Annotated in this window: 21 protein-coding genes; 6 read left to right on the top strand and 15 right to left on the bottom strand. The window is 66.6% G+C overall.

Annotation, left to right across the window (positions count from 1 at the left end):
- Positions 1-119: 119 nt before the first annotated feature.
- On the bottom strand, positions 120-791 hold the full coding sequence (locus SPHME3_RS0111805) for a DUF6445 family protein (protein WP_017978956.1): 672 nt from the start codon (positions 789-791) through the stop codon (positions 120-122).
- 123 nt (positions 792-914) lie between these two features.
- Here SPHME3_RS0111805 and SPHME3_RS20460 point away from each other — a divergent pair, with 123 nt between their 5' ends.
- On the top strand, positions 915-1,265 hold the full coding sequence (locus tag SPHME3_RS20460; RefSeq protein WP_063113152.1) for a putative periplasmic lipoprotein: 351 nt from the start codon (positions 915-917) through the stop codon (positions 1,263-1,265).
- A gap of 21 nt (positions 1,266-1,286) precedes the next feature.
- Here the strand turns inward: SPHME3_RS20460 and SPHME3_RS0111795 are convergent, their stop codons facing one another.
- Entirely contained in the window at positions 1,287-2,720 is a 1,434-nt protein-coding gene (locus tag SPHME3_RS0111795) for an MATE family efflux transporter (RefSeq protein ID WP_017978958.1), read from the bottom strand.
- Between the two features lie 692 nt (positions 2,721-3,412).
- The gene (locus tag SPHME3_RS0111790) at positions 3,413-6,250 is read right to left on the bottom strand and encodes a valine--tRNA ligase (RefSeq protein ID WP_017978959.1); all 2,838 of its coding nucleotides are present in this window, start codon (positions 6,248-6,250) and stop codon (positions 3,413-3,415) included.
- A gap of 137 nt (positions 6,251-6,387) precedes the next feature.
- Here SPHME3_RS0111790 and SPHME3_RS0111785 point away from each other — a divergent pair, with 137 nt between their 5' ends.
- Positions 6,388-6,780, top strand: a complete 393-nt coding sequence (locus SPHME3_RS0111785; RefSeq protein WP_017978960.1) for a hypothetical protein — start codon at positions 6,388-6,390, stop codon at positions 6,778-6,780.
- Positions 6,781-6,792: 12 nt separating this feature from the next.
- Here the strand turns inward: SPHME3_RS0111785 and SPHME3_RS0111780 are convergent, their stop codons facing one another.
- Together SPHME3_RS0111780 and SPHME3_RS0111775 are read right to left on the bottom strand one after the other, a co-directional pair.
- Positions 6,793-8,841: a S9 family peptidase gene (locus SPHME3_RS0111780; protein ID WP_017978961.1), complete on the bottom strand. Its 2,049-nt coding sequence runs from the start codon at positions 8,839-8,841 to the stop codon at positions 6,793-6,795.
- A gap of 94 nt (positions 8,842-8,935) precedes the next feature.
- Positions 8,936-10,780, bottom strand: a complete 1,845-nt coding sequence (locus tag SPHME3_RS0111775; RefSeq protein WP_017978962.1) for a methyl-accepting chemotaxis protein — start codon at positions 10,778-10,780, stop codon at positions 8,936-8,938.
- 206 nt (positions 10,781-10,986) lie between these two features.
- Here SPHME3_RS0111775 and SPHME3_RS0111770 point away from each other — a divergent pair, with 206 nt between their 5' ends.
- Positions 10,987-12,183 carry a carbohydrate porin gene (locus tag SPHME3_RS0111770; protein WP_231292017.1) on the top strand — a complete coding sequence of 399 codons (1,197 nt, stop codon included), beginning with the start codon at positions 10,987-10,989 and terminating at the stop codon, positions 12,181-12,183.
- 128 nt (positions 12,184-12,311) lie between these two features.
- On the opposite strand, the gene SPHME3_RS0111765 is transcribed toward SPHME3_RS0111770, so the two are convergent.
- From SPHME3_RS0111765 to rpsB, 4 genes are all read right to left on the bottom strand, one after another.
- The gene (locus tag SPHME3_RS0111765) at positions 12,312-12,809 is read right to left on the bottom strand and encodes a hypothetical protein (RefSeq protein ID WP_018250504.1); all 498 of its coding nucleotides are present in this window, start codon (positions 12,807-12,809) and stop codon (positions 12,312-12,314) included.
- A gap of 322 nt (positions 12,810-13,131) precedes the next feature.
- Entirely contained in the window at positions 13,132-14,289 is a 1,158-nt protein-coding gene (locus tag SPHME3_RS0111760) for an IS110 family RNA-guided transposase (protein ID WP_172436192.1), read from the bottom strand.
- 119 nt (positions 14,290-14,408) lie between these two features.
- Positions 14,409-15,344, bottom strand: coding sequence for a translation elongation factor Ts (gene tsf, locus SPHME3_RS0111755; protein WP_017978964.1), 936 nt, complete (start codon positions 15,342-15,344; stop codon positions 14,409-14,411).
- An 87-nt stretch (positions 15,345-15,431) separates the two neighbouring features.
- Positions 15,432-16,244 (bottom strand): 30S ribosomal protein S2, encoded by an 813-nt coding sequence (gene rpsB / locus SPHME3_RS0111750; RefSeq protein WP_017978965.1) that lies wholly within the window; start codon positions 16,242-16,244, stop codon positions 15,432-15,434.
- A 334-nt stretch (positions 16,245-16,578) separates the two neighbouring features.
- Between rpsB and SPHME3_RS0111745 the strand changes: the two genes are divergently transcribed.
- Positions 16,579-16,815, top strand: coding sequence for a hypothetical protein (locus SPHME3_RS0111745; RefSeq protein WP_018250733.1), 237 nt, complete (start codon positions 16,579-16,581; stop codon positions 16,813-16,815).
- On the opposite strand, the gene SPHME3_RS0111740 is transcribed toward SPHME3_RS0111745, so the two are convergent.
- Positions 16,754-17,599, bottom strand: a complete 846-nt coding sequence (locus SPHME3_RS0111740) for a CDP-alcohol phosphatidyltransferase family protein (RefSeq protein WP_017978966.1) — start codon at positions 17,597-17,599, stop codon at positions 16,754-16,756. The genes SPHME3_RS0111745 and SPHME3_RS0111740 overlap by 62 nt on opposite strands.
- Positions 17,599-18,330: a phosphatidylserine decarboxylase gene (locus SPHME3_RS0111735; RefSeq protein WP_017978967.1), complete on the bottom strand. Its 732-nt coding sequence runs from the start codon at positions 18,328-18,330 to the stop codon at positions 17,599-17,601. Before SPHME3_RS0111735 ends, SPHME3_RS0111740 begins: the two co-directional genes overlap by 1 nt.
- A 127-nt stretch (positions 18,331-18,457) precedes the next feature.
- Between SPHME3_RS0111735 and SPHME3_RS0111730 the strand changes: the two genes are divergently transcribed.
- Positions 18,458-19,678, top strand: coding sequence for an NADP-dependent isocitrate dehydrogenase (locus SPHME3_RS0111730; RefSeq protein ID WP_017978968.1), 1,221 nt, complete (start codon positions 18,458-18,460; stop codon positions 19,676-19,678).
- 206 nt (positions 19,679-19,884) lie between these two features.
- On the opposite strand, the gene SPHME3_RS0111720 is transcribed toward SPHME3_RS0111730, so the two are convergent.
- Together SPHME3_RS0111720 and SPHME3_RS0111715 are read right to left on the bottom strand one after the other, a co-directional pair.
- Positions 19,885-21,300: a glycosyltransferase family 39 protein gene (locus SPHME3_RS0111720; RefSeq protein ID WP_017978970.1), complete on the bottom strand. Its 1,416-nt coding sequence runs from the start codon at positions 21,298-21,300 to the stop codon at positions 19,885-19,887.
- Between the two features lie 352 nt (positions 21,301-21,652).
- Entirely contained in the window at positions 21,653-22,732 is a 1,080-nt protein-coding gene (locus SPHME3_RS0111715) for a PA0069 family radical SAM protein (protein ID WP_017978971.1), read from the bottom strand.
- 55 nt (positions 22,733-22,787) lie between these two features.
- Here SPHME3_RS0111715 and SPHME3_RS0111710 point away from each other — a divergent pair, with 55 nt between their 5' ends.
- Complete coding sequence (locus SPHME3_RS0111710; RefSeq protein WP_017978972.1) at positions 22,788-23,120, top strand: VOC family protein; 333 nt, start codon at positions 22,788-22,790, stop codon at positions 23,118-23,120.
- Between the two features lie 22 nt (positions 23,121-23,142).
- Here SPHME3_RS0111710 and def read toward each other — a convergent pair whose 3' ends face one another.
- Together def and recR are read right to left on the bottom strand one after the other, a co-directional pair.
- A complete protein-coding gene (gene def / locus SPHME3_RS0111705) occupies positions 23,143-23,661 on the bottom strand; it encodes a peptide deformylase (RefSeq protein ID WP_017978973.1) in 519 nt (172 codons plus the stop codon).
- Between the two features lie 54 nt (positions 23,662-23,715).
- Positions 23,716-24,312, bottom strand: a complete 597-nt coding sequence (recR, locus tag SPHME3_RS0111700; protein WP_024310551.1) for a recombination mediator RecR — start codon at positions 24,310-24,312, stop codon at positions 23,716-23,718.
- Between the last annotated feature and the right edge of the window lie 3 nt (positions 24,313-24,315).

Below are 24,315 nucleotides of genomic sequence, written 5' to 3'. Positions count from 1 at the left end.
GGCTGACTGTGTTGCGGGCTTGTGAACGCGAGAGGATTAGGTGCCAAGTTGGCCACATACGTATTCACGGATGCATGCATTGCGCCTCGCAGCCGCCGTGTCTTTTCCGCAACAGCGGATTAGTCGCGCAATTCCAGGAAGCTATTGACCGTCAGCCGGCCCGTTTCAGGGTCCGGATCGAACGACAGCGTGTCGGGCAGATGCGCACAATGCAGCGTGTTGGAGCGATAGAGGATCGCGCGGTTGAAGCGCCCCTGGTGCAGCGCGATGCGCTCGAACACCGGCGTGTCGCCCGCGATATAGGCGGCGTCCGGCAGGCCATGGGCCGCCAGATCGGCGTCGAGCGCGGTGCGATAGGCGGGCAAGCGCGTGGCATCGATCGATTCGAAGCCGGTGCTGCGATGGCGATAGAAAGCGGTGCCGCTCGATTCGTCGGGCGAGAGATAATGGAGCAATGCGAGGCGGCGCGGCGAGACCTCGTCGAAATGCGGCAGGCGCTGGATCGGGGTGAGCGCCGATGGCGGCGTGGTGACGATCGAATAGAAGGCGTCGACAACCTCCAACGCCCCGGCCCCGAACACCTCCGCAGCGATGGGCGCGAGACGCGCGAGGGGATCGCGCAGCATCGGCGGCGCCACCACCGCGCGGATGCCGGGATAATGCGGGCCGATCGGCGCGAACGACAGGAAGGCGGCGTCGTCGCGAAACCGCGCGGCATCGGCAAAGCCGTCGATCACGACGACGGGCTGTTCCTCTGCGCCGTGGCGCTCGACCGATATCTGCCAGTTCATCCTGTGCGTGTGCCGCCGTCGGCGATACGCTTCAACCGCGACGATAAGTCCGGAACGGATGCGTATCGATCGCGTTTAACGGTCGACCGCGCTACGAACGCGGCGGACAAGCGAGGGACGATCATGATGCGTGGATGGCCGGTCTTGGTTTTGGGCATGGCGCTGGCAGGGTGCGGGACGCAGGGCGGATCGAACGAGGCCGTCGCGGCGAACACCACCGCCACGTCGCAGAGCAGCGGCTATATCGCCAAAGTGCTGGCACTGCCGCCGCGCCAGCTGAACGGCGTGCTGTACCGCGCGATCGATGACGCCAAGCAATCGTGCCAGGGCATCGCGGACACGCTGCGCCAGAAGGATAACAACGGCAAGCCGGTGTGGGCGGTGCGCTGCACCGATGGCGGCGCATGGCTGATCACGATCGGCGACGACGGCACCGCGGACGTGACCGGCGTACCCGCGAAGGCCGGCGGCTAAGCGGCATCGCGGGCGAACCCGTCAGCCCAGCGGCATCTGCCGGGCGGCGGGTTCGACCTCTGCCTTCGCCTGTTCCTCGCAATGCGCGGCGGGCATCAGGCGGCCCTTCCGCCAGTTGCCATAGCGGTAATAAGCGATCGTCATCGCCATCGACGCGAGCGTGCCGGCGGGGAAGCTCCACCAGATCGCATCGGCGTGGAGCATCGGTTGCAGGGCATAGGCGATGCCCAGCCGCACCGGGAACAGCGCAACCGCCAGGATCACCAGCGGCCCAACGACGGCGCCGTTCGCGCGCACGGTCGAGGCGAGCACCATCGACACGCCGAAGAACAGGAAACTGACCGATCCGACGATGTTGATATGCGCGGCAAGGTCGATCGATGTCGCGTCGCTGCCGAGGAACAGGCCGAGCGCGGTCCGATCGGCAAGCGCCACCGCACCGATCAGCGCGGCGGTCATCGCGAGGTTGATCAGCACGCCCGCGCGCGTCACCCGCGCCACCCGGTCCCACCGCCCTGCCCCGATATTCTGCGCCGCCATCGCGCTGACCGCCGCACCCACCGCCATCGCCGGCATCTGGATATAGGTCCACAGCTGGTTCGCCGCGCCATAGGCCGCAGTGGTGGTGGTGCCGTAACTGTTGATCAGGCCGATCATCGCCAGCGCCGAGGCCGTGACGACCAGCATCTGGAGCCCCATCGGCACGCCCTTGGCTACGATCGGCCGCAGCAGCGCGGGATCGGGGATCAGATAGCGCCATTCGGCCCCGCGCAGCCGGACGACGAGGTCCTGCCGGTAGACATAGGCGAGCAGCGCGAGGAAAGAGACGGTGTTCGCGATGCAGGTCGCCAGCGCCGACCCGGCGATGCCGAGTTCGGGCGCGCCGCCGAGGCCGCGGATCAGCACGGGGTTGAGCGTGACGTCGAGCAATGACCCCAGCGCCATGAACTTGAGCGGCGTCACCGAATCCCCCGCCCCGCGCAACGCCATCGACAGCAGGACCGAGAGGAAGCTGGTCGGCATCGAGACGAAAATGACGCGCAGATAATCGAGCGCGAGGTCATAGGCGTCGGCGGGGGTGCGCAACGCGGTAAGGATCGCGGGCGTCGCGAACCAGCCGGCCACCACGACGACGACGGAGAGCAATCCGAACAGGCCGGCCGCGGTGCCGAACACGCGCCGCACGCCATCGATATCGCGCCGGCCCATCGCCTGGCCGATCAGGATCGTCGCGGCCATGCCGAAGCCGAACACCGCGGAGATCAGGAGGAACATGACGAGGCTGGCGTTGGTCGTCGCCGCCAGCGCGCGCTCGCCGAGCAGGCGACCGATCCAGATCGCGTTGATCGATCCATTGACCGACTGCAGCACGCTGGAGCCGAGGGTCGGAAGGGCGAAGAGCAACAGCGTGCGGCCGATCGGGCCGGTGGTGAGGTCACGCTGTGGTTTCGCCATGGTGTGTCCCTGTTTTGTATGTCGTGGCCCCCTGGAGTGAGGCGGCGGCGGAGCGTCTAAGTGCCCGTCACCCCGGACTGGTTCCGGCCGCACGGAGATCGCTCAAGCCCCTGCCGCCGCCCTAGCCGAAGAGAGGACCCGGGAACCAGTCCAGGGTGACGGCGTGGGTGGGGTGAGCGGAGTGGCCTTCTCGCAGCGAGGCAGCCGATCGGTCGGTGAGATCACATTGCGGTTTGGCAGATCGATCGCCGCTCCGCCGCCCTATCTCACTCCGCGAGACGCGGGACAGGCACCGCAAATCCCCCGTCACCCCGGACTTGTTCCGGGGTCCACCGGGCCGCGGGGGGACGATAGAGCCTCCAGCCATCCCCTCGCCGCGGAGTGGACCCCGGAACGAGTCCGGGGTGACGGAGTGGGTGGGGTGAGCGGCGTGATCTTCTCGTAGCGATGCAGCCGCTCGGTCGGTGAGCTCACGTTGCGGTTTAGCGGGTCGATCGCCGCTATGCCGCGCTGTTCCACTCCGCGAGACGCGCGCCAGGCACCGCAAATCCCCCGTCACCCCGGACTTGGTCCGGGGTCCACCAGGCCGCGGGGGGACGATAGAGCCTCCAGCCATCCCCCTCGCCGCAAAGTGGACCCCGGAACGAGTCCGGGGTGACGGGGTGCGCGGGGAGAGCGGTGCGCCCTCCCCTTTAGCCCAGGCGCGCCAGGGCGGCTGACAAACGTTCCGCCTCTGCCGCCTTTTCGGCGTGGTCGGCGCGGGCCTTTTCCACCGCTTCGGGCTTGGCGCGTTCGACGAAGCTGGCGTTGCCGAGGCGGCCGGCGAGCGCGTCGCGTTCCTTTTCCGCGGCGGCGATGCCCTTGGTCAGGCGGGCGCGTTCGGCGTCGAGGTCGATGACGCCCTCGACCGGCAGCATGAAGGTGGTGCCATCGACCACGATCTGGAGCACGCTGCCCGCGGCGGGGGCGTCGAAGCTGACCGTTTCCGTACGGGCGAGGCGGCCGAGCGTGGCAGCGTTGCGCCCCAGGCGGTCACGCAACGCGGCGTCGGCGTCGGCGGTGTGGAGCACCAGTCGCGCACCCGGGGGCACGTTGAGCTCGGTGCGCGCGGTGCGGATTTCGCCGACGAGGCGGATCAGCCACGCGACCTCCGCTTCCGCCGCCGGATCGAGGCTGCGCGCGTCGGTCTGCGGCCATTGTGCCACGATCAGGTCGTGGGCGCGCGGGTTGGCGTGCCACAGCTCTTCGGTGATGAAGGGCATGAACGGGTGGAGCAGGATCAGGATCTGGTCGAGTACCCAGGCGGCGACCGCCTTGGATTCCGGGTCGATCTCGCCGCGGACGCCGTCCACGACCTGCGGCTTGATGAGTTCGAGATACCAATCGCAGAAGCGGCTCCAGACGAACTGGTAGATGGCGTTCGCCGCGGCATCGAAGCGCAGGTCGGCAAGCGCGAGGTCGATCGCCTGCACGGTCTGGATCGTTTCGCCGATGATCCAGGCGTTGACGGGCAGGGTCGCCGCGGGTGCCTCGATTGTCGCGCTCGCGCCGATACCGTTCGCCTGGCAGAAGCGCGCGGCGTTCCACAGCTTGGTCGCGAAGTTGCGATAGCCCTCGACGCGGCGTTCATCCATTTTGATGTCGCGGCCCTGGCTTTCCATCGCCGCCATGAAGAAGCGCAGCGCATCGGCACCGTAGGTATCGATCAGGCCGAGCGGGTCGACGGTATTGCCCTTGGACTTCGACATCTTGGCGCCGTCCGCCGCGCGGACGAGGCCGTGCAGGTAGAGCGTCTTGAAGGGGACGTCCTTCAGGAAGTGCATGCCCTGCATCATCATCCGCGCATCCCAGAAGAACAGGATGTCGAAACCGGAGATCAGCACGTCATTGGGATAGCGACCGCCGAGCGTGGGGTCGGTGTTGTCGGGCCAGCCGAGTGTCGCGAACGGCCAGAGTGCGGAGGAAAACCACGTGTCGAGGACATCGGAATCGCGAATCAGAACAACAGCGGGCTTTTCACCCTCAATGGTCGGCACCTGTCCTTCCTCGCCATCGGAAAACGTGATCTGCCAGGCATCCCCGTAATATTGCTCCGCCTGCTGACGAACATCAGCTTCCGTTTCTCCAACAAAGGCCATCTGTTCCGGCCCGGCGCCGGAGAAGACCTGTCGGCCAATGTCCGCAAACGTCTTCGATGCGTTGGCTTCTAACCATTCCTTTGAAAAGCCAAACCACGCCGGGATCTGATGGCCCCACCACAATTGGCGGCTGACGCACCACGGCTGGATGTTCTCCATCCAGTTGAAGAAGGTCTTTTCCCAGGTTTTCGGGACGATCCTGATCGCCTCGCTGCGCACCGCCTCGATCGCGGGCTGAGCGAGCGTCTTGGCGTCGACATACCATTGGTCGGTCAGCCAGGGTTCGATGACCACGCCGGAGCGGTCGCCGAACGGCGTCTGGATCGTGCGCGGTTCGGCGTCGTGCTCGTTGCCGTCCTTGTCGACGTGCGGGATCAGGACGCCATCGTCCTTCAGGCGGGCGACGATCGCTTTCCGCGCGTCCGCGGTCGATAGGCCAAGCAGGTCGGCGGGGATCAGGCCGTCCGCGGTCTGCACGATCTGTGCCTTGGCATCGAGCATGTTGAGCATGTCGCGCGCCTCGATCCCGGCGCGGCGGCCGACTTCGAAGTCGTTGAAGTCGTGGCCCGGCGTGATCTTCACCGCGCCCGATCCCAGTTCGGGATCGGCATGTTCGTCGGCGACGATCGGGATCAGGCGGCCGGTGATCGGCAGGCGCACCTGCTTGCCGACCAGCGCGGCGTAGCGGGCATCGTCAGGATGCACCGCGACCGCCATGTCGGCGAGCATCGTCTCGGGCCGCGTCGTCGCAACCTCGATGAAGCCCGATCCGTCGGCGAGCGGATAGCGCAGGCGCCAGAAGCTCCCCTTCACCTCACGCGTCTCGACCTCGAGGTCGCTGATCGCGGTGCCGAGGCCCGGGTCCCAGTTGACGAGGCGCTTGTCGCGGTAGAGCAGGCCCTGGCGGTGCAGCTCGACGAAGACCTTGAGCACGGCCTTCGAAAAGCCCTCGTCCATCGTGAAGCGTTCGTTGGCCCAGTCCATCGAACAGCCCAGGCGGCGCAGCTGCTGCGTGATCTGGCCGCCGCTCTCCGCCTTCCACGCCCAAACCTTGGCGATGAAGTCGTCGCGGCTGAGGTCGGTGCGCTTCTGGCCGGCGGCGTTCATCTGGCGCTCGACGACCATCTGCGTCGCGATACCGGCATGGTCGGTGCCGACGACCCAGAGCGCATCCTTGCCCTTCAGCCGGGCATGGCGGGTCAGGATATCCTGCAGCGTGTTGTCGAGCGCGTGGCCGATGTGCAGGCTGCCCGTCACGTTGGGCGGCGGGTTGACGATCGTCCAGGGTTCGGCATTCGGCCGGTCGGGACGGAACAGGCCGTTCGCCTCCCAATGCGCATACCAGCGCTGTTCGATTGTCGCGGGGTCGAAGGTCTTGGGAAGCTCGGTCATGGCAATGCCTGTAGCCATGGCGGACGCATCTGAGAAGAAGGGTGCGTGCAGCACGCCGGAAGCGTCTGGCATCATAGGGTTTTGGTAAATGTTTTGGGGGTACGGCGATCCCCCAACGGACCAGAGTTCGCCAGCCGATGCACGATCTGCACCACGACCATGACGAATTGCGAACGCTGATGCACAGCTTCGCCATGGCGATGGACCAATCGACCGGGTTCGACGCGGACCTGCAACGCGCCCGCGTAAAATTCTATCAGACATTCCAGGCACATGTCGCCCGAGAAGAGGCGTGCTGCCAGCAGCTGCCCGCAGACGACCCGATCCGGATCCAGGGCGCCGCGGACATGCAGGTGCTGATTCGCGACTATAGCGCGCAGGTGGCGGCCTGGCCGCCGCAGCGCGTGAAGGCGGAGTTCCCCGCCTATCGCCGTGCGGTGCTGATGCTACAGGCCAGGCTGCGCCGCCGGCTGGACTGGGAGGAGCGCCACCTGCATCCTCGCCTGTCCGCCTTCAGCCGCGCCGCCTGACCTGCGAGCAAGTTAGCGCTGGTCCTTGGTCCAGCGATCCATCCAGCCCAGCACCTCGCGATACCATTGGCGCGAGTTGGCGGGCTTCAGCACCCAATGGTTCTCGTTCGGGTTGACGAGGAGGCGCGAGGGGATGCCGCGGCGCTGGAGCGCGGTGAAGGCGGCGAGGCCCTGCGTATAGGGAATGCGGAAGTCCTTTTCGCCGGTAATGACCAATTGCGGCGTCTTCCACTGCGCGACGTAATTGACCGGGTTCCACTTTTCGAACGCGGCGGGGTCCTGGAAATAGGTCTTGCCGCCATGTTCCCATTCGTCGAACCACAGTTCGTCGGTTTCATAGGCCATGGCGCGCGCGTCGAAGACGCCGTCGTGCTGGACGATGCACTTGAAGCGATCGGGCCAATTGCCCTCGATCCAGTTCATCATATAGCCGCCATAGGAGGCGCCAAGCGCGCAGGCCTTGTCGCCGTCGAGCCAGCCGAACTTGGTGGTCGCCGCGGCCAGCCCCGCCTTCAGATCGTCGAGCGGCCAGCCGCCCCAATTGTTGCTGATCGAATCGGTGAAGGCCTGACCGTAGCCGGTGGACCCATGGAAATCGACCGCGACGAGGCCATAGCCGGCGCCGGCGAACACCGCGGGGTTCCAGCGATAGGACCAGCTGTTGTCGCTCGATCCCTGCGGGCCGCCATGGACCATGAACGCGACCGGCACCTTGCCCGTGCTGCCATACGGCTTCACCGCATAGCCCCAGACGGTGTCGTTGTTCGCACCGGTAAAGCTGAAGCGGCTGACGGTCGGCATGTCGATGCCGGCGAGCTTGGTCGCATTGACCGCGGTCAGGCGCGCGGGCTTGCCCTTACCGGTGGCGGCGACGGCGTAGAAATCGTCGGGGGCGGTCAGGCTGTTGATCGCGACGACCGCGCCCTTGGGCGTCGGCACGACGGCGGAGACATGACCGGCTTGCGTCAGGCGCGTGACCTTGCCCGTCGCGGGATCGACGGCGAACAGCGGGTTTTCCTGCGTATCCTGCGCCGTCACGTAAATGCGCTTCGAATCGGGCGACCAGGCGATCGACCCGACCGATCGGTCCCAGCCCTCGGTCAGGCTGCGCACCTGGCCGGTCGCGAGATCGCGGAGCATCAATACCTGGCGGTCGGCTTCGAAGCCGGGCCGCTTCATCGCGAACCAGGCGAGGCTGCGGCCGTCGGGCGAGACGGTGGGCAGATTGTCGGTCGCCTGATTGGCGGCGGTCAGATTCACCGGCGCGGCGGAACCGTCGGCGGGCGCGGACCAGATGTCGAGGTTGGTCGACAGCGGTTCGGTGGTGCCGGCGACGCGCAGCGCGAAATAGACGGTCTTGCCGTCGGCGCTCCACGACACCTCTTCGCCGCCGCCGAAGGGACGCGAGGGGGCATCGCCGTCGAGACCGTGTTCGATCGCGACGCCATCACCCGGCGCGCCCGCGGCGGTCAGCGGCAGGACGAAGAGCTGCGACTGCGTGCCGTCCGCCCACGTATCCCAGTGGCGCACGAACAATTTGTCGTAGACGCGGCCCTCGCCGGCCAGCGGGTCCTTCTTCACCATGGCGGGGGCGAGGCTGGGCGCGTTGGGCTTGCGATCGGCCCAGACGAGGATGCGGTCGCCGGTCGGCGCGACCTTGAAGCCGCCGAAGCCGCCCTGGAAACTGGTGAGCTTGCGGGGCGTGCCGCCGGTGACGGGGATCGCCCAGATGGCATCCTCGCCGCCCTTGTTCGACTGGAAGTAGACGGTCGATCCGACGATCTGCGGTGCGTTTTCGTTGACCTCCGCCTCGGCGACCAAAGGTTCGGGCTTGGCGCCCTTGCGGGTCAGATCGAGGCGCCACAGGTCGTAGCGGCCGCGATTGGCGGCGAGATCGGTTTCGCGCTGCGCCCAGACGAGCCACTTGCCGTCCGCCGACGCGGTCGGCGCGCCGACGCGGCTGAGCGTGGTGACGTCATCGATGGTAAGCTGGCGGGCGGCGGCGGGCGCGGCGATGGCAGCGGCGGTGGCGAGCAGGCTCGCGGCAAAGAGGGTCTTCATGCGCGCAAGGTTAAGCAGATCGGCCGTGCCGGGGCAACGGCGGGCCGATGGCGGCAGGAGCGGCGCGTCGCGGTGCCGCCCCTGCCCGCGTCGGTCAGAATTCCGACCAGTCGTCCGATGCGGCGACGACGGCGAGGTTGCCCGTCGCCCGGCGCTTGCTCGCCGCCGCGATCTGGCGTCCGGCCACCGCCGCCCGTTCCTGCAACTGCGCGACGGGTGATGCATTGGACGTGGCCCCACCGCCGGTGCGGAAGCGGGTGATCTGGCGCGCCATCGTCTCCGCTTCGGCGGCAAGGCTGCGCGCGGCGGCGGTCGCTTCCTCGACCATCGCGGCATTCTGCTGCGTCACGCCGTCCATCTCGCTGACCGCGGTGTTGACCTGTTGCAGGCCGGTCGCCTGCTGTTCGGCCGAGCGCGCGATATCGGCGACCAAACCGTCGATCTCGGCGATCCGGTCGATGATCCGCTGCAACGCCTGGCCGGTTTCGCCGACCAGCCGCACGCCCTCGTCCACCTGCTGTGACGAGGCGGTGATCCGCGTCTTGACGTCCTTGGCCGCCTCTGCCGACCGCTGCGCCAGCGCCCGCACTTCCGACGCGACGACGGCGAAGCCCTTGCCCGCGTCCCCTGCCCGCGCCGCCTCGACACCGGCGTTCAGCGCCAGCAGGTTGGTCTGGAAGGCGATGCCGTCGATGACGCTGATGATTTCGGAAATTTCGCCCGACGTGCGCTCGATCCCGCCCATCGCCTCCACGGCGTTGCGCACGACGGCGCCCGAATGCTGCGCTTCGTCGCGGGCGCTGCGTACCGCGGCATTGGCGCTGCCGGCGCGTTCCGCGGTGGAGCGGACGGTGCTGGTGATCTCGTCCATCGCCGCGGCGGTTTCCTCGAGGCTCGCCGCCTGCTGTTCGGTACGTTGCGACAGATCGTCGGAGGCCTGGCGGATGTCGCCGGCGCCGCTGTTGATGCTGGACGCCGATTCGGACATGGCGGCGAGCGTCGTTTGCAGGGCGGATACGGCGGCGTTGAAATCGTCCTTGATGCGCGCGAACGGCCCGGTGAGATCGGCATCGACGCGCGAGACCAGATCACCCTCCGCCAGACGCGACAGCGCCTGGCCGAAGCTGTCGACAATCAACGTCGTCTGGGCCGCCTTGGCCTGTTCGGCGCCGACCAGCTGATCGCGCAGCGCCGTCGTCGCACCCGCGAGCTGCCCCAGCTCGTCACCGCGACCCGTGGCGGGCACGGCCACCGTCAGGTCGCCCGACGTCATCCGGTTGAGGACACCGACCAACTGAAGAAGCGGCGCGACCACATAGCGCCGGCATAGCACGCCGATCGTGCCGACGAGGGCCAGCAACGCCAGGGTCGTCGCGATCAGCGACATGGAGGCGAGGCTGGTGACCCGGTCGGCATCGGCGTCCACCGCGTTCAGATGGGTTTCGAGACGGTTGGACACCGTTTCCATGCCCGATTCCAGGTCGTGGAAGGTGCGCAGGAACGCCGGCAGCATCGTCGATGCGCGATCCTGATCGACGGCAGCCGTCGCCGCGACGGAGCGGGCGCTGGCAATATAGGCGTCGACCTGCGGCTGGATCTGCGTCGCCGCGGCGACGACTTCGGGCGCGGCGGCATAGGCGCGGTCGACGGCCAGCGTCTTGCGCAGCGTCGCCACATCCTGTTCCAGCGCCTTGCGATTGTCCGTCAGGCTGAGGTCGCCGACGCGGATCGCGCGCAGGATCGACAGCACGTCGCCCCGGATCGCATCGTGCATCATATCCGCGGTCATGTGATTGCGCAGCAATCGGGAGGCCGCGCCGACGCGGTCGCGCGCCGCGGACTGCTGGCCATTGGCCCACAGGCTCACCCCGGCCGAGGCCAGGACGAGGGCGATGATCGCGGCAATCGCCGCCATCATCATCGTGTTGATCGATCGCACCCCTAAATTCTCCCGTTCCGCGTCATGTTCCTGTCATTATGTCGGAAACGGATAAAGTTGGGTTAACCGCGCTGACGGGCTTGGCCGACTGGCATCAACCGAAATGCTTTCCGGCCGTCACCAAGTCAAATTAGGTCCATATTGACCAATAAGGGAAACGCCATCGCCATTACCGCTCCCGTAACCAGTCATAACAGGGAGTAGACATGGACAGGATCTTTGCCATTTGCCGCGCCATGCGGTGGGGCGCCGGAATCATCGCGATCAGCGTTGGCTGTGTCGACGCGGCGATTGCCCAAGAGGCGTCGAGCGCATGGAGCCTGTCGGCCGACTACACGGCCGATGTCGCCGGCGTGGCGTCCGGCGGACTCGAACGCGGCGTGCGCTATCTCGACAATATCGACGTGATCGCCGAGGCCGATCTCGACGCGCTGATCGGATGGCATGGCGGCAAGGCGCATGCAGCGCTGCTCAACAACATGGGCGGCAAGCCCAACGATCTCGCCGGATCGATCCAGGGCATCAACAATATCGAAGTGTCGCAGGGGCGCTTCAAACTCTACGAAGCCTGGGTCGAGCAGGCGCTGGCTTCAGGCTGGTCGCTGCGGGCGGGGCTGTACGACGTCAACAGCGAATTCTACCAGAACGATGCGGCGGGATTGCTGATCTCGCCGATGTTCGGCGTCGGATCGGAACTGGCCGCGACGGGCGTCAACGGCCCGGCGATCTTTCCCTCGACGGCGCTCGCCGCCCGGCTGCGGGTCGAGGCCGGCAAGACCTATGGCGCATTCGCCGTGGTCAACGCGCGCGCCGGCACGATCGGCGACGAAAATGGCATCGACTTCACTGGCCGCGACGGCGCGCTGCTGATCGGCGAAGCGGGCTGGACGGGCAACGGCCGCGTCGCCGTCGGCGCATGGACCTATACGCGCACCCAGCCGACGATCATCCTGCCGGAAATCTCGCAAGGGCCCGGTTTCCACGCGTCGCGCGGCGTCTATCTGATCGCCGAGCGCTTGCTCGCCGGCAAGGCCGACGCCCCCCGCCAGCTCGAAGGGTTTTTGCGGCTGGGGCTGTCCGAGGGGAAGACGACGCCGTTTCGCGGTGGTTGGCAAGGCGGCCTGCTGCTGAAACAGCCCTTTGCATCGCGGCCCGACAGCGCCGTTTCGATCGGGGCGGGCAGCGGCGTGCTGTCGAACAGCTATCGTAGCGCCAATCCGCCGGAACTGCCTGCACTCGGCCGGGCGGAAACGATCATCGAGGCGACCTATACCGATACGCTGATGAAGGGTGTCTCCCTGCAACCCGACATCCAATATGTCATCAATCCGGCGGCGGACCGCACGATCCGCAATGCGCTGGTGCTGGGGTTGCGCCTGACGCTGGGCTGGTCGGCGCACTGACGCCCGGGCGCTTTAGAAGAACTACGAAAAAGGGGGCATCACGTAGATCACGCGATGCCCCCTCACATGGGAGTTCTCAGGTCAAGAGGCTGTGCGGTAGAGCGTGCAGCCTCTTTCCTTCCGCACAATCATATCTGTTCTACCTTGCCGGTTCGGCTGCCAGCCGCAGCAATGAACCAAAACAGCGCGCCTGCAATAGCGCCTAATAGGGCAATTTGGCCGACGTAGTAGAAGTTCATCAGCCATCCGTAAGCAGTCAAAGATCCGTCGATGACGGTTGATCGTCCATCAATGCTCGCATTATCCGGTCGACTTATTAACGCGAGCACGAGCCAGGGAAGAGCGGCGACCACTGCACCAGTCGCAGCGCAGTTGATGATTGTCGCATTGACGTGTCGGCGTAACATGAAGAACGCCGGGAGCCCGATGATAAAGGCTGGAGGGTAAGCGCCAAACACGGCAAATGCCACAGCGCTCCGCCAGATCCGTTCGAGCGGATCGGTGATGCCCTCATATGCTGGCATAGCAATAGCCATCAACAAGGCGGCTGCGCCCGGGACCACTACAAAGGCGAGGATCACCCGCCAAATTGAAGGATAGGTGCGCTTGGCTCGTGCGGCGTACATGACGCCAGCTTATCGCTTTGTCGTCGCCATTCCAGATCAATCGTCAGGAATGGTCAGAGCGTCAGGCCATGGTCGTCCTCCTCAATTTCTGGATCACTGGCCTGAGCCTGTTGCAACAAGCGTCCCGGTGACCGGTCCGCTCTAACCTCACATCCGGTCGCCGCTCGTGCGCGGCTGCACCACAATCCCGCTTGCGTCGGGTCTGGCTCAGGAGACGGGACCAACCTTTTTTTCGGCATCTGAAGCCAACAGGGACCTCCGGTCCGTCCACCTGGATCCGGCAGGGACGATGCCCTGCGGGAACTCGTATCGGGTTACGTGCTCATGCGGCCTTCAGCAGCGCGCCTGCGGGCACCACGCCGGCCGAGACGAACTGCCACAGCGCGATCAGCAGCTTGCGTGCGACTGCCACGATCATGACCCGCCGCGCGCGACCACCGTTCGCGCCCACCCGCTCCGCGTACCACTTCGTCAGCTCCGAGTCCGGCTGATGACGCAGCCACAGCCAGGCGACCTGGATCATGGTCGTTCGCAACCGCTTGTTGCCCGCCTTGGACACGCCCTGCTCCCGGTCCATGCTGCCGCTTTGCCACGGTGATGGGGCCAGCCCGGCATAGGCGGCGACCTGTCGTCGATTGCTGAAGCTGCGGAAGAACGCTTCTGCGTGCAGCACGCCGGCGAACTCAGGACCGATGCCGCGCAACTGGATGAGCCGGGGACCAGTGTCCGCCTCACCGGCGGCATCCGACCGCGGCTCGAGCAGCGCGTCGCGCTCGGCTTCGACCTGCTTGATCTGGCCGACGACCATCTCCAGCCGGTCCAGCTCGCGCTCGATCTCGCGGCGAACATGCCGGGGCAGCGGTCGTCCATCGCCGGTCACCAGTTCGTCCAGCCGCGCCCGCCGGTCGGCGCGCAGTGGCTCGTAGTCGCCGACCCCTTGCGCGAACAGCAGGCCCTTGATGCGGTTGACGTGCCGCACCCGCTCCACGACCAAAGCCCGCCGCTCGCGCGAGATGCGTCGCCGGTCCTCGTCCTCGACGCTCGGCACCGCCACCATCGCACACACCCGCGGCTCCCCGCGCTTGTAGGCCAGCAGCGTGCGGACCAGCGCCTCGCCGTCGAGCTTGTCCGTCTTGGCGCGCCGGCTGCGTCGTGAAGCGGCAATCGAGGCGGCGTCGACGACGTAGCTCTCGATACCCTCGCGCACCAGGCAGCGGTGTATCCAGAAGCCGTCGAGGCCCGCCTCCTGGATGACGACCAACGGGTACTGCTCGCCCATCCGCGCCTCGGCCTTCGCCTGTAACTGCGCGAACCGCTCCAGGAGTGCCGGCACGTCGCTGCCCTTCACCTGATGCCGCGAGATCCGCTCGCCGCGACCCGGCGACAGCGACGTCACCAGCCAGGTGGAGCGGCTCAGCTCCAGCGACACGAAGATTGCGTTCAGCTGCGTGCTGACGGCGGCATGGCATGAGACGGACACGGGCACGGGCAACCTCCTTCACGACAAAGCGGGAAGGTCAGTCTGCCTCAACCGGCGCCAGCCCGCGCCCATGGGATCTTTTTTGCTCGTCCGCCCCTAAGGACGGAGGACAGGCCGGATCAGCCCTTCTGCGCAACGCCCGAAGCTGCGGCGACCTCAGCGGCAAAGTCGCTCTCTTCCTTCTCGATGCCTTCACCGAGCTGGAAGCGGACATAGTCGACCAGCTTAATCTCGGCGCCGGCGTCCTTGCCCGCCTTGGCGACGACGTCGCTGATCTTGGTCTTGCCGTCCATCACGAACAGCTGGCTGACGAGCGCATGCTCCTTGCGGAACTTGGCGATCGAGCCTTCGACCATCTTGGCGATGATGTCGGCCGGCTTGCCCGATTCGGCGGCCTTTTCGGTCGCGATCGCGCGCTCGCGCTCGATCTCGCCCTCGTCCAGGTCTTCCTCGTTCAGCGCCTTCGGGAAGGCTGCGGCGATGTGCATCGCCAGCTGCTTGCCGAGCGCCTGAAGCGCCTCTTCACCCGCGTCCGATTCCAGCGCGACGAGCACGCCGATCTTGCCGAGACCCGGCGACGCCTGGTTGTGGACGTAGCTGACGACCGCGCCCTTCGACACTTCGAGGCGCTTGGCGCGGCGCAGCGACTGGTTTTCGCCGATCGTCGCGATGTTGTTGGTCAGCACTTCCTCGACCGTCTTGCCCGAGGGCATCGATTCGGTCTTGAGCGCGTCGACGTCGCCACCGGTCGCCAGCGCGATCTGCGCGACTTCGCGGACGAACTGCTGGAACTGGTCGTTCTTCGCGACGAAGTCGGTTTCCGAGTTCACTTCGACCGCCGCACCCTTGGTGCCGCTGGTCGCGACGGCGACGAGGCCCTCGGCCGCGGTGCGGCTCGACTTCTTCTGCGCGGCGGCAAGGCCCTTGGTACGCAGCCAGTCCAGCGCGGCGTCCATGTCGCCGGCGGTCTCGTTCAGCGCCTTCTTGCAGTCCATCATGCCCGCGCCGCTCTTCTCGCGCAGGTCCTTGACCATCGCTGCGGTGATATCAGCCATGTGCATATCCTCTATAGTCTGAATGTGTTTGCGGGCGGGGTAGAGCGCACGCCCTGCCCCGCCCGCATGAAAGCATCGTGACGGTGCTTACGCGTCGATCTGACGCTCGGCCTCCGCTGCCGCGCCGGCATCCGCCGACACCGGCTCGACGGTCAGCGCTTCCTCGACCGGCGCAACGTCCTGCGCACCCAGGTCGACGCCGCGGCGCGACTGCTGCTCCTGGTTACCGCGGGTCGCGGCGATCGCCACGGCTTCGCAGTACAGGCGGATCGCACGGCTCGCGTCGTCGTTCGCGGGAACCGGGAAGGCGATGCCGTCCGGCGAGACGTTCGAATCGAGGATCGCGACGACGGGGATGCCGAGCGTGTTGGCTTCCTTGATCGCCAGCTCTTCCTTGTTCGCGTCGATCACGAACATCACGTCGGGAATGCCGCCCATGTCGCGGATGCCGCCGAGCGACAGTTCGAGCTTGTCGCGCTCACGGGTGAGCTGCAGCACTTCCTTCTTGGTCAGGCCGTGCGTGTCGCCCGACAGCTGCTCTTCGAGCGCCTTCAGACGCTTGATCGAGTTGCTGATCGTCTTCCAGTTGGTGAGCATGCCGCCCAGCCAGCGGTGGTTGACGAAGTGCTGGCCCGAACGACGCGCTGCATCGGCGACGGCGTCCTGCGCCTGGCGCTTGGTGCCGACGAACAGCACCTTGCCGCCGCTGGCGACCGACGACGAGATGAACTCGAGCGCGCGGGCGAAGAGGGGAACGGTCTGCGACAGGTCGAGGATGTGGACGCCGTTACGGTCGCCAAAGATATAGGGCTTCATCTTCGGGTTCCAGCGGTGGGTCTGGTGGCCGAAGTGGGCGCCGGTCTCGATCAGCTGCTGCATGGTGACGACGGGAGCCGCCATAGGATAAGTCCTTCCGGTTAATGCCTCTGGGAAGCGGATGACGGCGGCCGTTCGGCCACGCGCACCGGGCTATGATGCCTCCCATGCGGGGTTGAGGAGCGCGCCCTTAGCGAAAGCCACGCGCCAGTGCAAGCCGGAACATCCGCTTGACACGTGGAACGTATATGGAACATACCGTGTTCATACGGTGACCCAAGCCCACGCCGCCCCTTGATGGAGATCAACAAGGGGCCGAAATGGTCGAAAATCAGAGGCTTATGGGAACTCACCGATAAAACATGGGTTTAGCGAGTTATCCACAGGGTGCTCGCAACCCTGCGAGGGAGTTGGTTCGATGGTTGCAGTACTGTCCGGTCTGGTGTTCGTGGGCGCGTTTCTGGCGGCGGCCGGGGTGATGATCGCCACGGTCGCGCCGCAATGGCGCCGCATCGCCCGCCTCGCCTCCGGCCATATCGAACCCGCGTTCACGCCGCTGTCGCAGCTTGCCCGCGCCGAGCGCCGCATCGCCGTCAGGCGCTGGGCGTCGGCTCCGGTGCCCGCGGCCGTTCGCCGGCTGCGCGCAGCCGCCTGACCCGGGCGTAGCTGGCGATACTGAACGGGATGGTCAGCAGGTAGCCGAGGCAGATCACGCTAAGCGTGTGCCACGGCGCCGATACCAGCGCGGCGCCCAGGAAGACCACTGCCGCGATCGCCTCGAACCGCACGGTGCGGCGGAGGCGTAGCGAGGTCCACGAGAAGGTCGCGACGCTCGACACCATCAGTAGCGCGACGAAGGCGACCCACAGAGCGACGAGCCAGGGTGACGTGAAGATCGGCTCGTCGGTCCAGAACCAGAAATACATCGGCAGCATGGCGAGGCCCGCTCCGGCAGGCGCCGGAACACCGGTCAAGAACCCCGCCGATTTGTGCGGTTGATCCGTCTCATCGATCTTGGCGTTGAAGCGGGCGAGGCGCAGGGCGCAGAACACCGCCAGCACCAATGCGCTGATCCAGCCGATGCGGGGCAGCGCGGCAAGCGACCAGAGGTAGAGAATCAGCGCCGGCGCCACGCCGAAGGAAATCGCGTCGGACAGCGAATCGAGTTCGGCGCCGAAGCGGCTTTCGCCGTGCAGCATGCGCGCGATGCGGCCGTCGAGACCGTCGAGCACCCCCGCGATCATGATCATGGCAACCGCGCTCTGCCATTCGCCGCCGATCGCGAAGCGGACGCCACTGAGGCCCGAGCACAGCGCAAGGGCGGTGACCGCGTTGGGCGCCACCGCGCGCAGCGGCAGGCCCCGCGGCCGGCGAGGCAGGCGACGGCCGGCGAACCGGCCTTGCGACAGCGGGGGGCGCTGCTCCGACGAATCGTCCATTATTGGGCGATACCGGTGACGGGCACGCCGCCGACGCGGCCGATCACGGTCTCACCGGCGATCGAACGCTGGCCCAATGTCACCTGCGGGATGATATCGTCGGGCAGGAAGACGTCGACGCGGCTGCCGAAGCGGATCAGGCCGATACGCTGGCCGGTCGCAACCATGTCGCCCGGCTTGACGAAGGGTACGATGCGGCGTGCGACGAGACCGGCGATCTGGGTAAAGCCGATGCGGCGACCGTCGCGACCTTCGACGACGATATGCTGGCGTTCGTTTTCGTCCGATGCCTTGTCGAGATCGGCGTTGAGGAACTTGCCGCTGATATAGACGACCTGGCGGATCGTGCCGGCGATAGGCGTGCGATTGATGTGGACGTCGAACACCGACATGAAGATCGACACGCGGGTGAGCGGCGCGTCGCCGAGGTCGCCGATCAGTTCGCGCGGCACCGGCACCTTCTGAATCATCGTGACGAGGCCGTCGGCGGGCGCGATGATCAACCCCTCGCCCGTCGGCGTCGTGCGCACGGGATCGCGGAAGAAGGTGAGCACCCAGACGACGACCGCGAGCAGCGGCCAGAACAGCACCTTGGTGAGCACCGTGCCGAGCAATGTGATGCCCAGGGCGATGGCGGCGTATTTGTGTCCTTCGGGATGCACCGAGGGGAAGCGCCACTTGACGGTCGTCGTCGGCAGCGGCGTGTGGGGAGGCTTTTCAAGCGATGACATAACGCGCAGGTGTAACCGTGACGTTCCTGCAACACAACGCTCTCGGGCCGAAGGCGCGCGCCGGTGGTTGATCCGCGTGGCGCTTGTGCCTAGACGCACACGCAAACTCCCCTTGCAGGAAGAGCATATGGCCAAGATTCAGGTGAAGACGCCCGTCGTGGAGATCGACGGCGACGAAATGACGCGCATCATCTGGGAATGGATCCGCGAACGCCTCATCAAGCCGTATCTCGACATCCAGCTCGACTATTACGACCTCGGCGTCGAGCACCGCGACGCCACCGAGGACAAGGTGACGGTCGATGCCGCCAAGGCGACGCAGAAGTACGGCGTCGCAGTGAAGTGCGCGACGATCACCCCCGACGAAGCGCGCGTCGAGGAATTCGGCCTGAAGAAGATGTGGAAGTCGCCGAACGGCACGATCCGCAACATCCTGGGCGGCGTCGTGTTCCGCGAACCGATCGTGATCAAGAACGTCCCCCGCCTGATCCCGGGCTGGACGCACCCGATCGTCGTCGGCCGTCACGCGTTCGGCGACCAGTATAAGGCGACCGATTTCCGCGTTCCGGGCCCGGGCAAGCTGCGCCTGGTCTTCGAAGGCGAAGACGGCACCGTGATCGACGAAGAAGTCTTCCAGTTCCCGTCGTCGGGTGTCGCGATGGGCATGTACAACCTGGACGATTCGATCCGCGATTTCGCCCGTGCGTCGATGCATTACGGCCTGAACCTGAAGTGGCCGGTGTACCTCAGCACCAAGAACACGATCCTGAAGGCCTATGACGGCCGCTTCAAGGATCTGTTCGCCGAGGTGTTCGAGGCCGAATTCAAGGACAAGTTCAAGGAAGCCGGCATCGTCTACGAACACCGCCTGATCGACGACATGGTCGCATCGGCGCTGAAGTGGAACGGCGAGTTCGTGTGGGCGTGCAAGAACTATGACGGCGACGTGCAGTCGGACCAGGTCGCGCAGGGCTTCGGCTCGCTGGGTCTGATGACCTCGGTGCTGCTGACCCCGGACGGCAAGACCGTTGAGGCGGAAGCGGCGCACGGCACCGTCACGCGCCACTATCGCCAGCACCAGCAGGGCAAGGCGACGTCGACCAACCCGATCGCGTCGATCTTCGCCTGGACCGGCGGCCTGAAGTATCGCGGCAAGTTCGACAACACGCCGGACGTCGTCCGCTTCGCCGAGACGCTGGAGCGCGTCTGCATCGAATGCGTCGAGAACGGCCAGATGACGAAGGATCTCGCGATCCTAATCGGCCCAGATCAGCCCTGGATGACGACCGAACAGTTCTTCGAGGCGGTGCGTTCGAACCTCGAGCAGAAGATGGCGAACTGGGCGTAAGCCCTTCGTCTAACGACTAAAGAAGGCCCGGATGCGTCGCGCGTCCGGGCCTTCTTTCGTATCGACGATCAATCGTCCGCGTCGCCGTGATTGCCGTAGCCGGCACCCGATTCGTCGGGGACGCTGGTATCGGGCACCGCGCCGTCAGGGCGTTCGGTGGGTTCGGGCGTGTCGGGATCGGTCATGCTGCGCTCCTGCCGGCCGCATCAGTGCGGGATGGGGGAACGCACGGATGCGGCCGACTTATCCGTCACGTGCGACAGATCGGCGCGGCGATAGATGGTGATGCCCAGCGCCCGCGCGACAGGGTAATAGTCCGTGACCAGCGTCGCGTGGATCATCGCGTCGGATCGGCCGACGGCGATGGCAGGGGGTTTGGCGGCGAGAATCCGCGCGAGTTCGCGACGCGGATCGATGCCGATCGCGACCGCCTCGCTCGGTTCTATGAGGTGAGGCGGGAACGGATAGCGGGTCGGCAGGCAGGTGTGGGCCGCGGTGTAAAGTGCAGGCGGTGCATCGAAAACGAAGGAGCAACCGCGATCGCGATCCTGCCCGAAGGCGGTGGCGAGCGATGCGAGCTGGCGACGGATCGTCGCGGTCTCGCCCCAATGCGGATAACCGCTCAGATACAGCATCACCGCACCAGCCAGCGCCGCCAGCCAGCGCAGCGCGGGGCGATCGAGCGCGATGCTGGCCGCAACCGCAAGGGGCACCAGCAGCGGCAGCGCATAATGGTTGAAATAGGGTGGGACGAGCAGCCAGCCGATGATGGCGCTCGCCAGCCAGCCGGCCAGAAACCAGCGGCGCTGCCCATGGTGCATCGCGAGACCGCGCACCGCCAAGCCGAACGGTACCAGCAGCACGACGACCGCGCCGATCAGTCGGGTCGCGATCGGATCGCCGGGCGTCAGGCGCCGCAGGAAGATCGACTGGACGTTGGCGAACCACCAGGCGTCACCCTGCCCCATGGCGGCATAGACGCCCGCCGCGATCAAGGTCGGGAGCAAGGCGGCGACCACGTAGACCGCGGCGTCTCGAGCGACGCGTGCGTGACTGCGGTGGTGCCGCCATGACGCGACCACCAGCGTGACTCCGAAGAACGCGCCTTCGAACACCACGGTAGGCTTGATCTGGAGCGCGACGCCGACCAGCAGCATCGCCGCGACCCCGCCGCGGCGCCGGCCCGCCAGCGTCTGCCAGGTCAGCCATGCGGCCAGCACCATCGGCAGGTCGTAGAACACCGGCGACTGCCCGCCGCGCCCGCCGATTAGCGACAGCCAGACGAGATACAGGATGGCGGCGGCGAGCGCGGCTTTCGGTCCGGCAAAGGTGCGCACGAGCATCGCGATGCATCCCGCCGTCACCACCGCCGCGGCCAGCGCGACGAGATGGTAGGCAACGATTGCGTCGATCGGCAGCTCGGCGCTGGCGGCGTAGATCAGGAACAGACCGATCGGCTTGCGATCCCAGATGTCGACATAGGGGATCGCGCCGTCCCACATCCGCTGGCCGACGAGCAGGTACATCTGTTCGTCGAGATCGACGAGCGGATTGCCGATATCGGGCAGCCGCAGCGCCAGCGCGACGAGCGCGAGGATCAGCCAGATGCGGCGCGAGGTCATGGTTCTCCCGATGCGCCTGTTATGGTTAGCGGGTGCCTAACGGCGGCGGGGTGGCGTTGCTTCGGCGGGACTGTTCCCCGTGATTTCGTCGCAGGATCGGATGCCTGCTTCCTCATTCGCTGCGGTCGGGGTAAAAGCGGGACCCCGGATCAAGTCCGGGGTGACGAGGGGGGGCTCTCATGAGCGTGGCGGGCATGTCAGGATGTCTTCGCGATGGTACGGGCAGTGCCCGAAAACGCCCCGTCATCCCGGCCTTGAGCCGGGATCCCGCTTCTTCACCGCAGCCGAAGCAGAAGCGGGACCCCGGATCAAGTCCGGGGTGACGAGGGTTGGTGAAGCGTCCGTCCCCCCGTCAGAACAACTCGCCCTGCGGGCCGGCAGGCGGGCGGAACAGATCGGTGCGGAGCGTCACGCCGCGATTGGCGAGGCCGTGCTTGCGGCAGGCGATGGCGAAACGGGTGCGCATCAGCTCGGCCCATGGCCCTGCCCCCTGCATGCGCGTGAAGAAGCCGGGATCGTTGTCGCGGCCGCCGCGCAGGCTCTGGATCGTGGCCATCACTTTGCCGGCGCGATCGGGGAAATGGGTGTCGAGCCAGGCGCGGAACAGCGGCGCGACCTCGTGCGGCAAGCGGACGGGGATGAAGAAACACGCGCGGGCCCCCGCCCCTGCCGCACGTTCGACCAGATGCTCGATCTCATGATCGGTGATGGCGGGGATCACGGGCGCGATCGAGACATAGACCGGTACGCCCGCATCGGCGAGCGCGCGCACCGCATTCAGCCGCCGTTCGGGATGCGGCGCGCGCGGTTCGATCGTCATGGCGACACGCGGATCGAGCGAGGTGATCGACACCGAAACCGCCGACAGCCCCTCGGCCGCCATCGGGGCCAGCAGGTCGATATCGCGGACCACGCGGTCGGACTTGGTGGTGATCGTCAGCGGATGCCGCGTCTCGCGCAGCACCTCCAGCACGCTACGGGTAACCCGCCAATCGTTCTCGATCGGTTGATAGGGGTCGGTGTTGGTGCCCAGCGCGATCGGTGCGACGGCATAGCCGGGCTTGCGCAGTTCGGCGCGGAGCAGCTCCGCCGCCTGTGGCTTGGCAAAAAGCCGGCTTTCGAAATCGAGACCGGGCGACAAATCGTGGAAGGCGTGCGTCGGCCGTGCGAAGCAATAAATGCAGCCGTGCTCGCAGCCGCGATACGGGTTGACCGAGCGATCGAAGCCGACGTCGGGTGAGGCATTGCGACTGATGATCGTGCGGGGCTGTTCGATCGTCACGCTGGTGCGCAGCGGTGGCGCCTCGCCGTCGATCTCCTCGCGCGCGTCCAGCCAGTCGCCGTCCGCCTCCACCTGCGGCAGGTTGAAGCGGCGGCTTTCGCTGTTGAGCGTCGCACCGCGGACGGCGCGTCGGGGCTTGGGACCGACCATTGCCAAAGGCTAGGCGCGCACGTAGAACGTATCAAGAACGAAATGGGAGGATTCGATGGCGCGTCTGAACTATCTCGAGCTGCCGGTGGGGGATCGCGCGCGGGCCAAGGCGTTCTACGCCGAGGCCTTCGGCTGGACCTTCGCCGATTACGGACCGGACTATGCCGCGACGACCAGCGGCGACACCGATGTCGGACTGGATGCGGCACCGGATCGCGTCGCGGCGCCGTTGCCGGTGATCGAGGTGGACGATCTGGAGGCGGCCCTAGCCGCGGTCGAGGCGGCGGGCGGGCGCGTTACCGTGCCGATCTTCGCCTTTCCGGGCGGCCGGCGCTTTCACCTCGCCGACCCGGACGGACATGTGCTGGCGGTGATGCAGCCGGCGTGACCGTCGCGCCGGCCGGCTTCGGTCAGCGGCGTGCCTTGGCCAGCTTCTTGAGCACCATGTCGCGCTTCAGGCGGCTGATATGGTCGATGAAGAGCACCCCGTTCAGATGGTCGATCTCATGCTGCATGCAGGTGGCGAGCAGGCCGGTCAGCTCTTCCTCATGCGCGGCGCCGGTTTCGTCCTGCCAGCGGACACGGCACGATGCCGGGCGCTGCACATCGGCATATTGTTCGGGGATCGACAGGCAGCCTTCGTTATAGGTGCTCGTCTCGTCGCTGACCGACAGGACTTCGGGATTGATATAGGCCTTGGGCGCCTTGATCGGCTTGTCGTCCTCGTCCTTTTCCTCCTGCAGGTCGATGACGAGAATGCGCTGGTCGACGCCGACCTGGATCGCGGCGAGGCCGATGCCGTGCGCAGCGTACATCGTGTCGATCATGTCCTGCACGAAGGCGCGCGTCTCATCGGTGATCGATTCGACGGGCTTGGAGATCAGGCGCAGGCGCGGATCGGGAATTTCGACGATGGGAAGAACTGCCATCGCGCGGAGCTAGGTCCCGGGGCGTTTGCCGTCAAGATTGGGGTGACCTCGCGATCAGGCGACCGGCCGTCTTGCGCGCAGGGCCTGGGCCAACGTGCCTTCGTCGAGATAGTCGAGTTCGCCGCCGACCGGCAGGCCGTGCGCGAGTTGCGTGACGCGGACGGGAAAGCGCTCGATCCGGTCGGCGAGATAATGGGCCGTCGTCTGGCCCTCCAGCGTGGCGTTCATCGCGAGAACGACCTCGTCGATGCCGCCCGCCTCGATCCGGGCGACGAGCGCGTCGATGGCGAGGTCTTCAGGGCGGACGCCCTCGAGCGCCGACAGGCGGCCGCCGAGCACATGGAAGCGACCGGGAAACAGGCGCGAGCGTTCGAGCGCCCAGAGGTCGGCCACCTCTTCGACGACGCACAGCGAGCGCTGGTCGCGGCGCGGATCGGCGCAGATCGCGCAGGGGTTGGCGGTGTCGACGTTGCCGCAGATGCCGCACGTCTCCAGCCGCTCGTCCACCGCCTCCAACGCGGCGCGCAACGGGCCGAGCGCGGCCTCGCGTTTCTTCAGCAGGTGCAGCACCGCGCGACGGGCGGATCGGGGGCCGAGGCCGGGAAGGCGCGCGAGCGCCTGGGTCAGCGCCTCGATTTCGGGGGATGCCATGGG

The organism is Sphingomonas melonis DAPP-PG 224, assembly GCF_000379045.1.
In the GTDB taxonomy this organism is placed as follows: Bacteria; Pseudomonadota; Alphaproteobacteria; order Sphingomonadales; family Sphingomonadaceae; genus Sphingomonas; species Sphingomonas aquatilis.
Note: the sequence above shows the minus strand (reverse complement) of the source record. Positions and strands in the feature narration are given on the sequence as shown.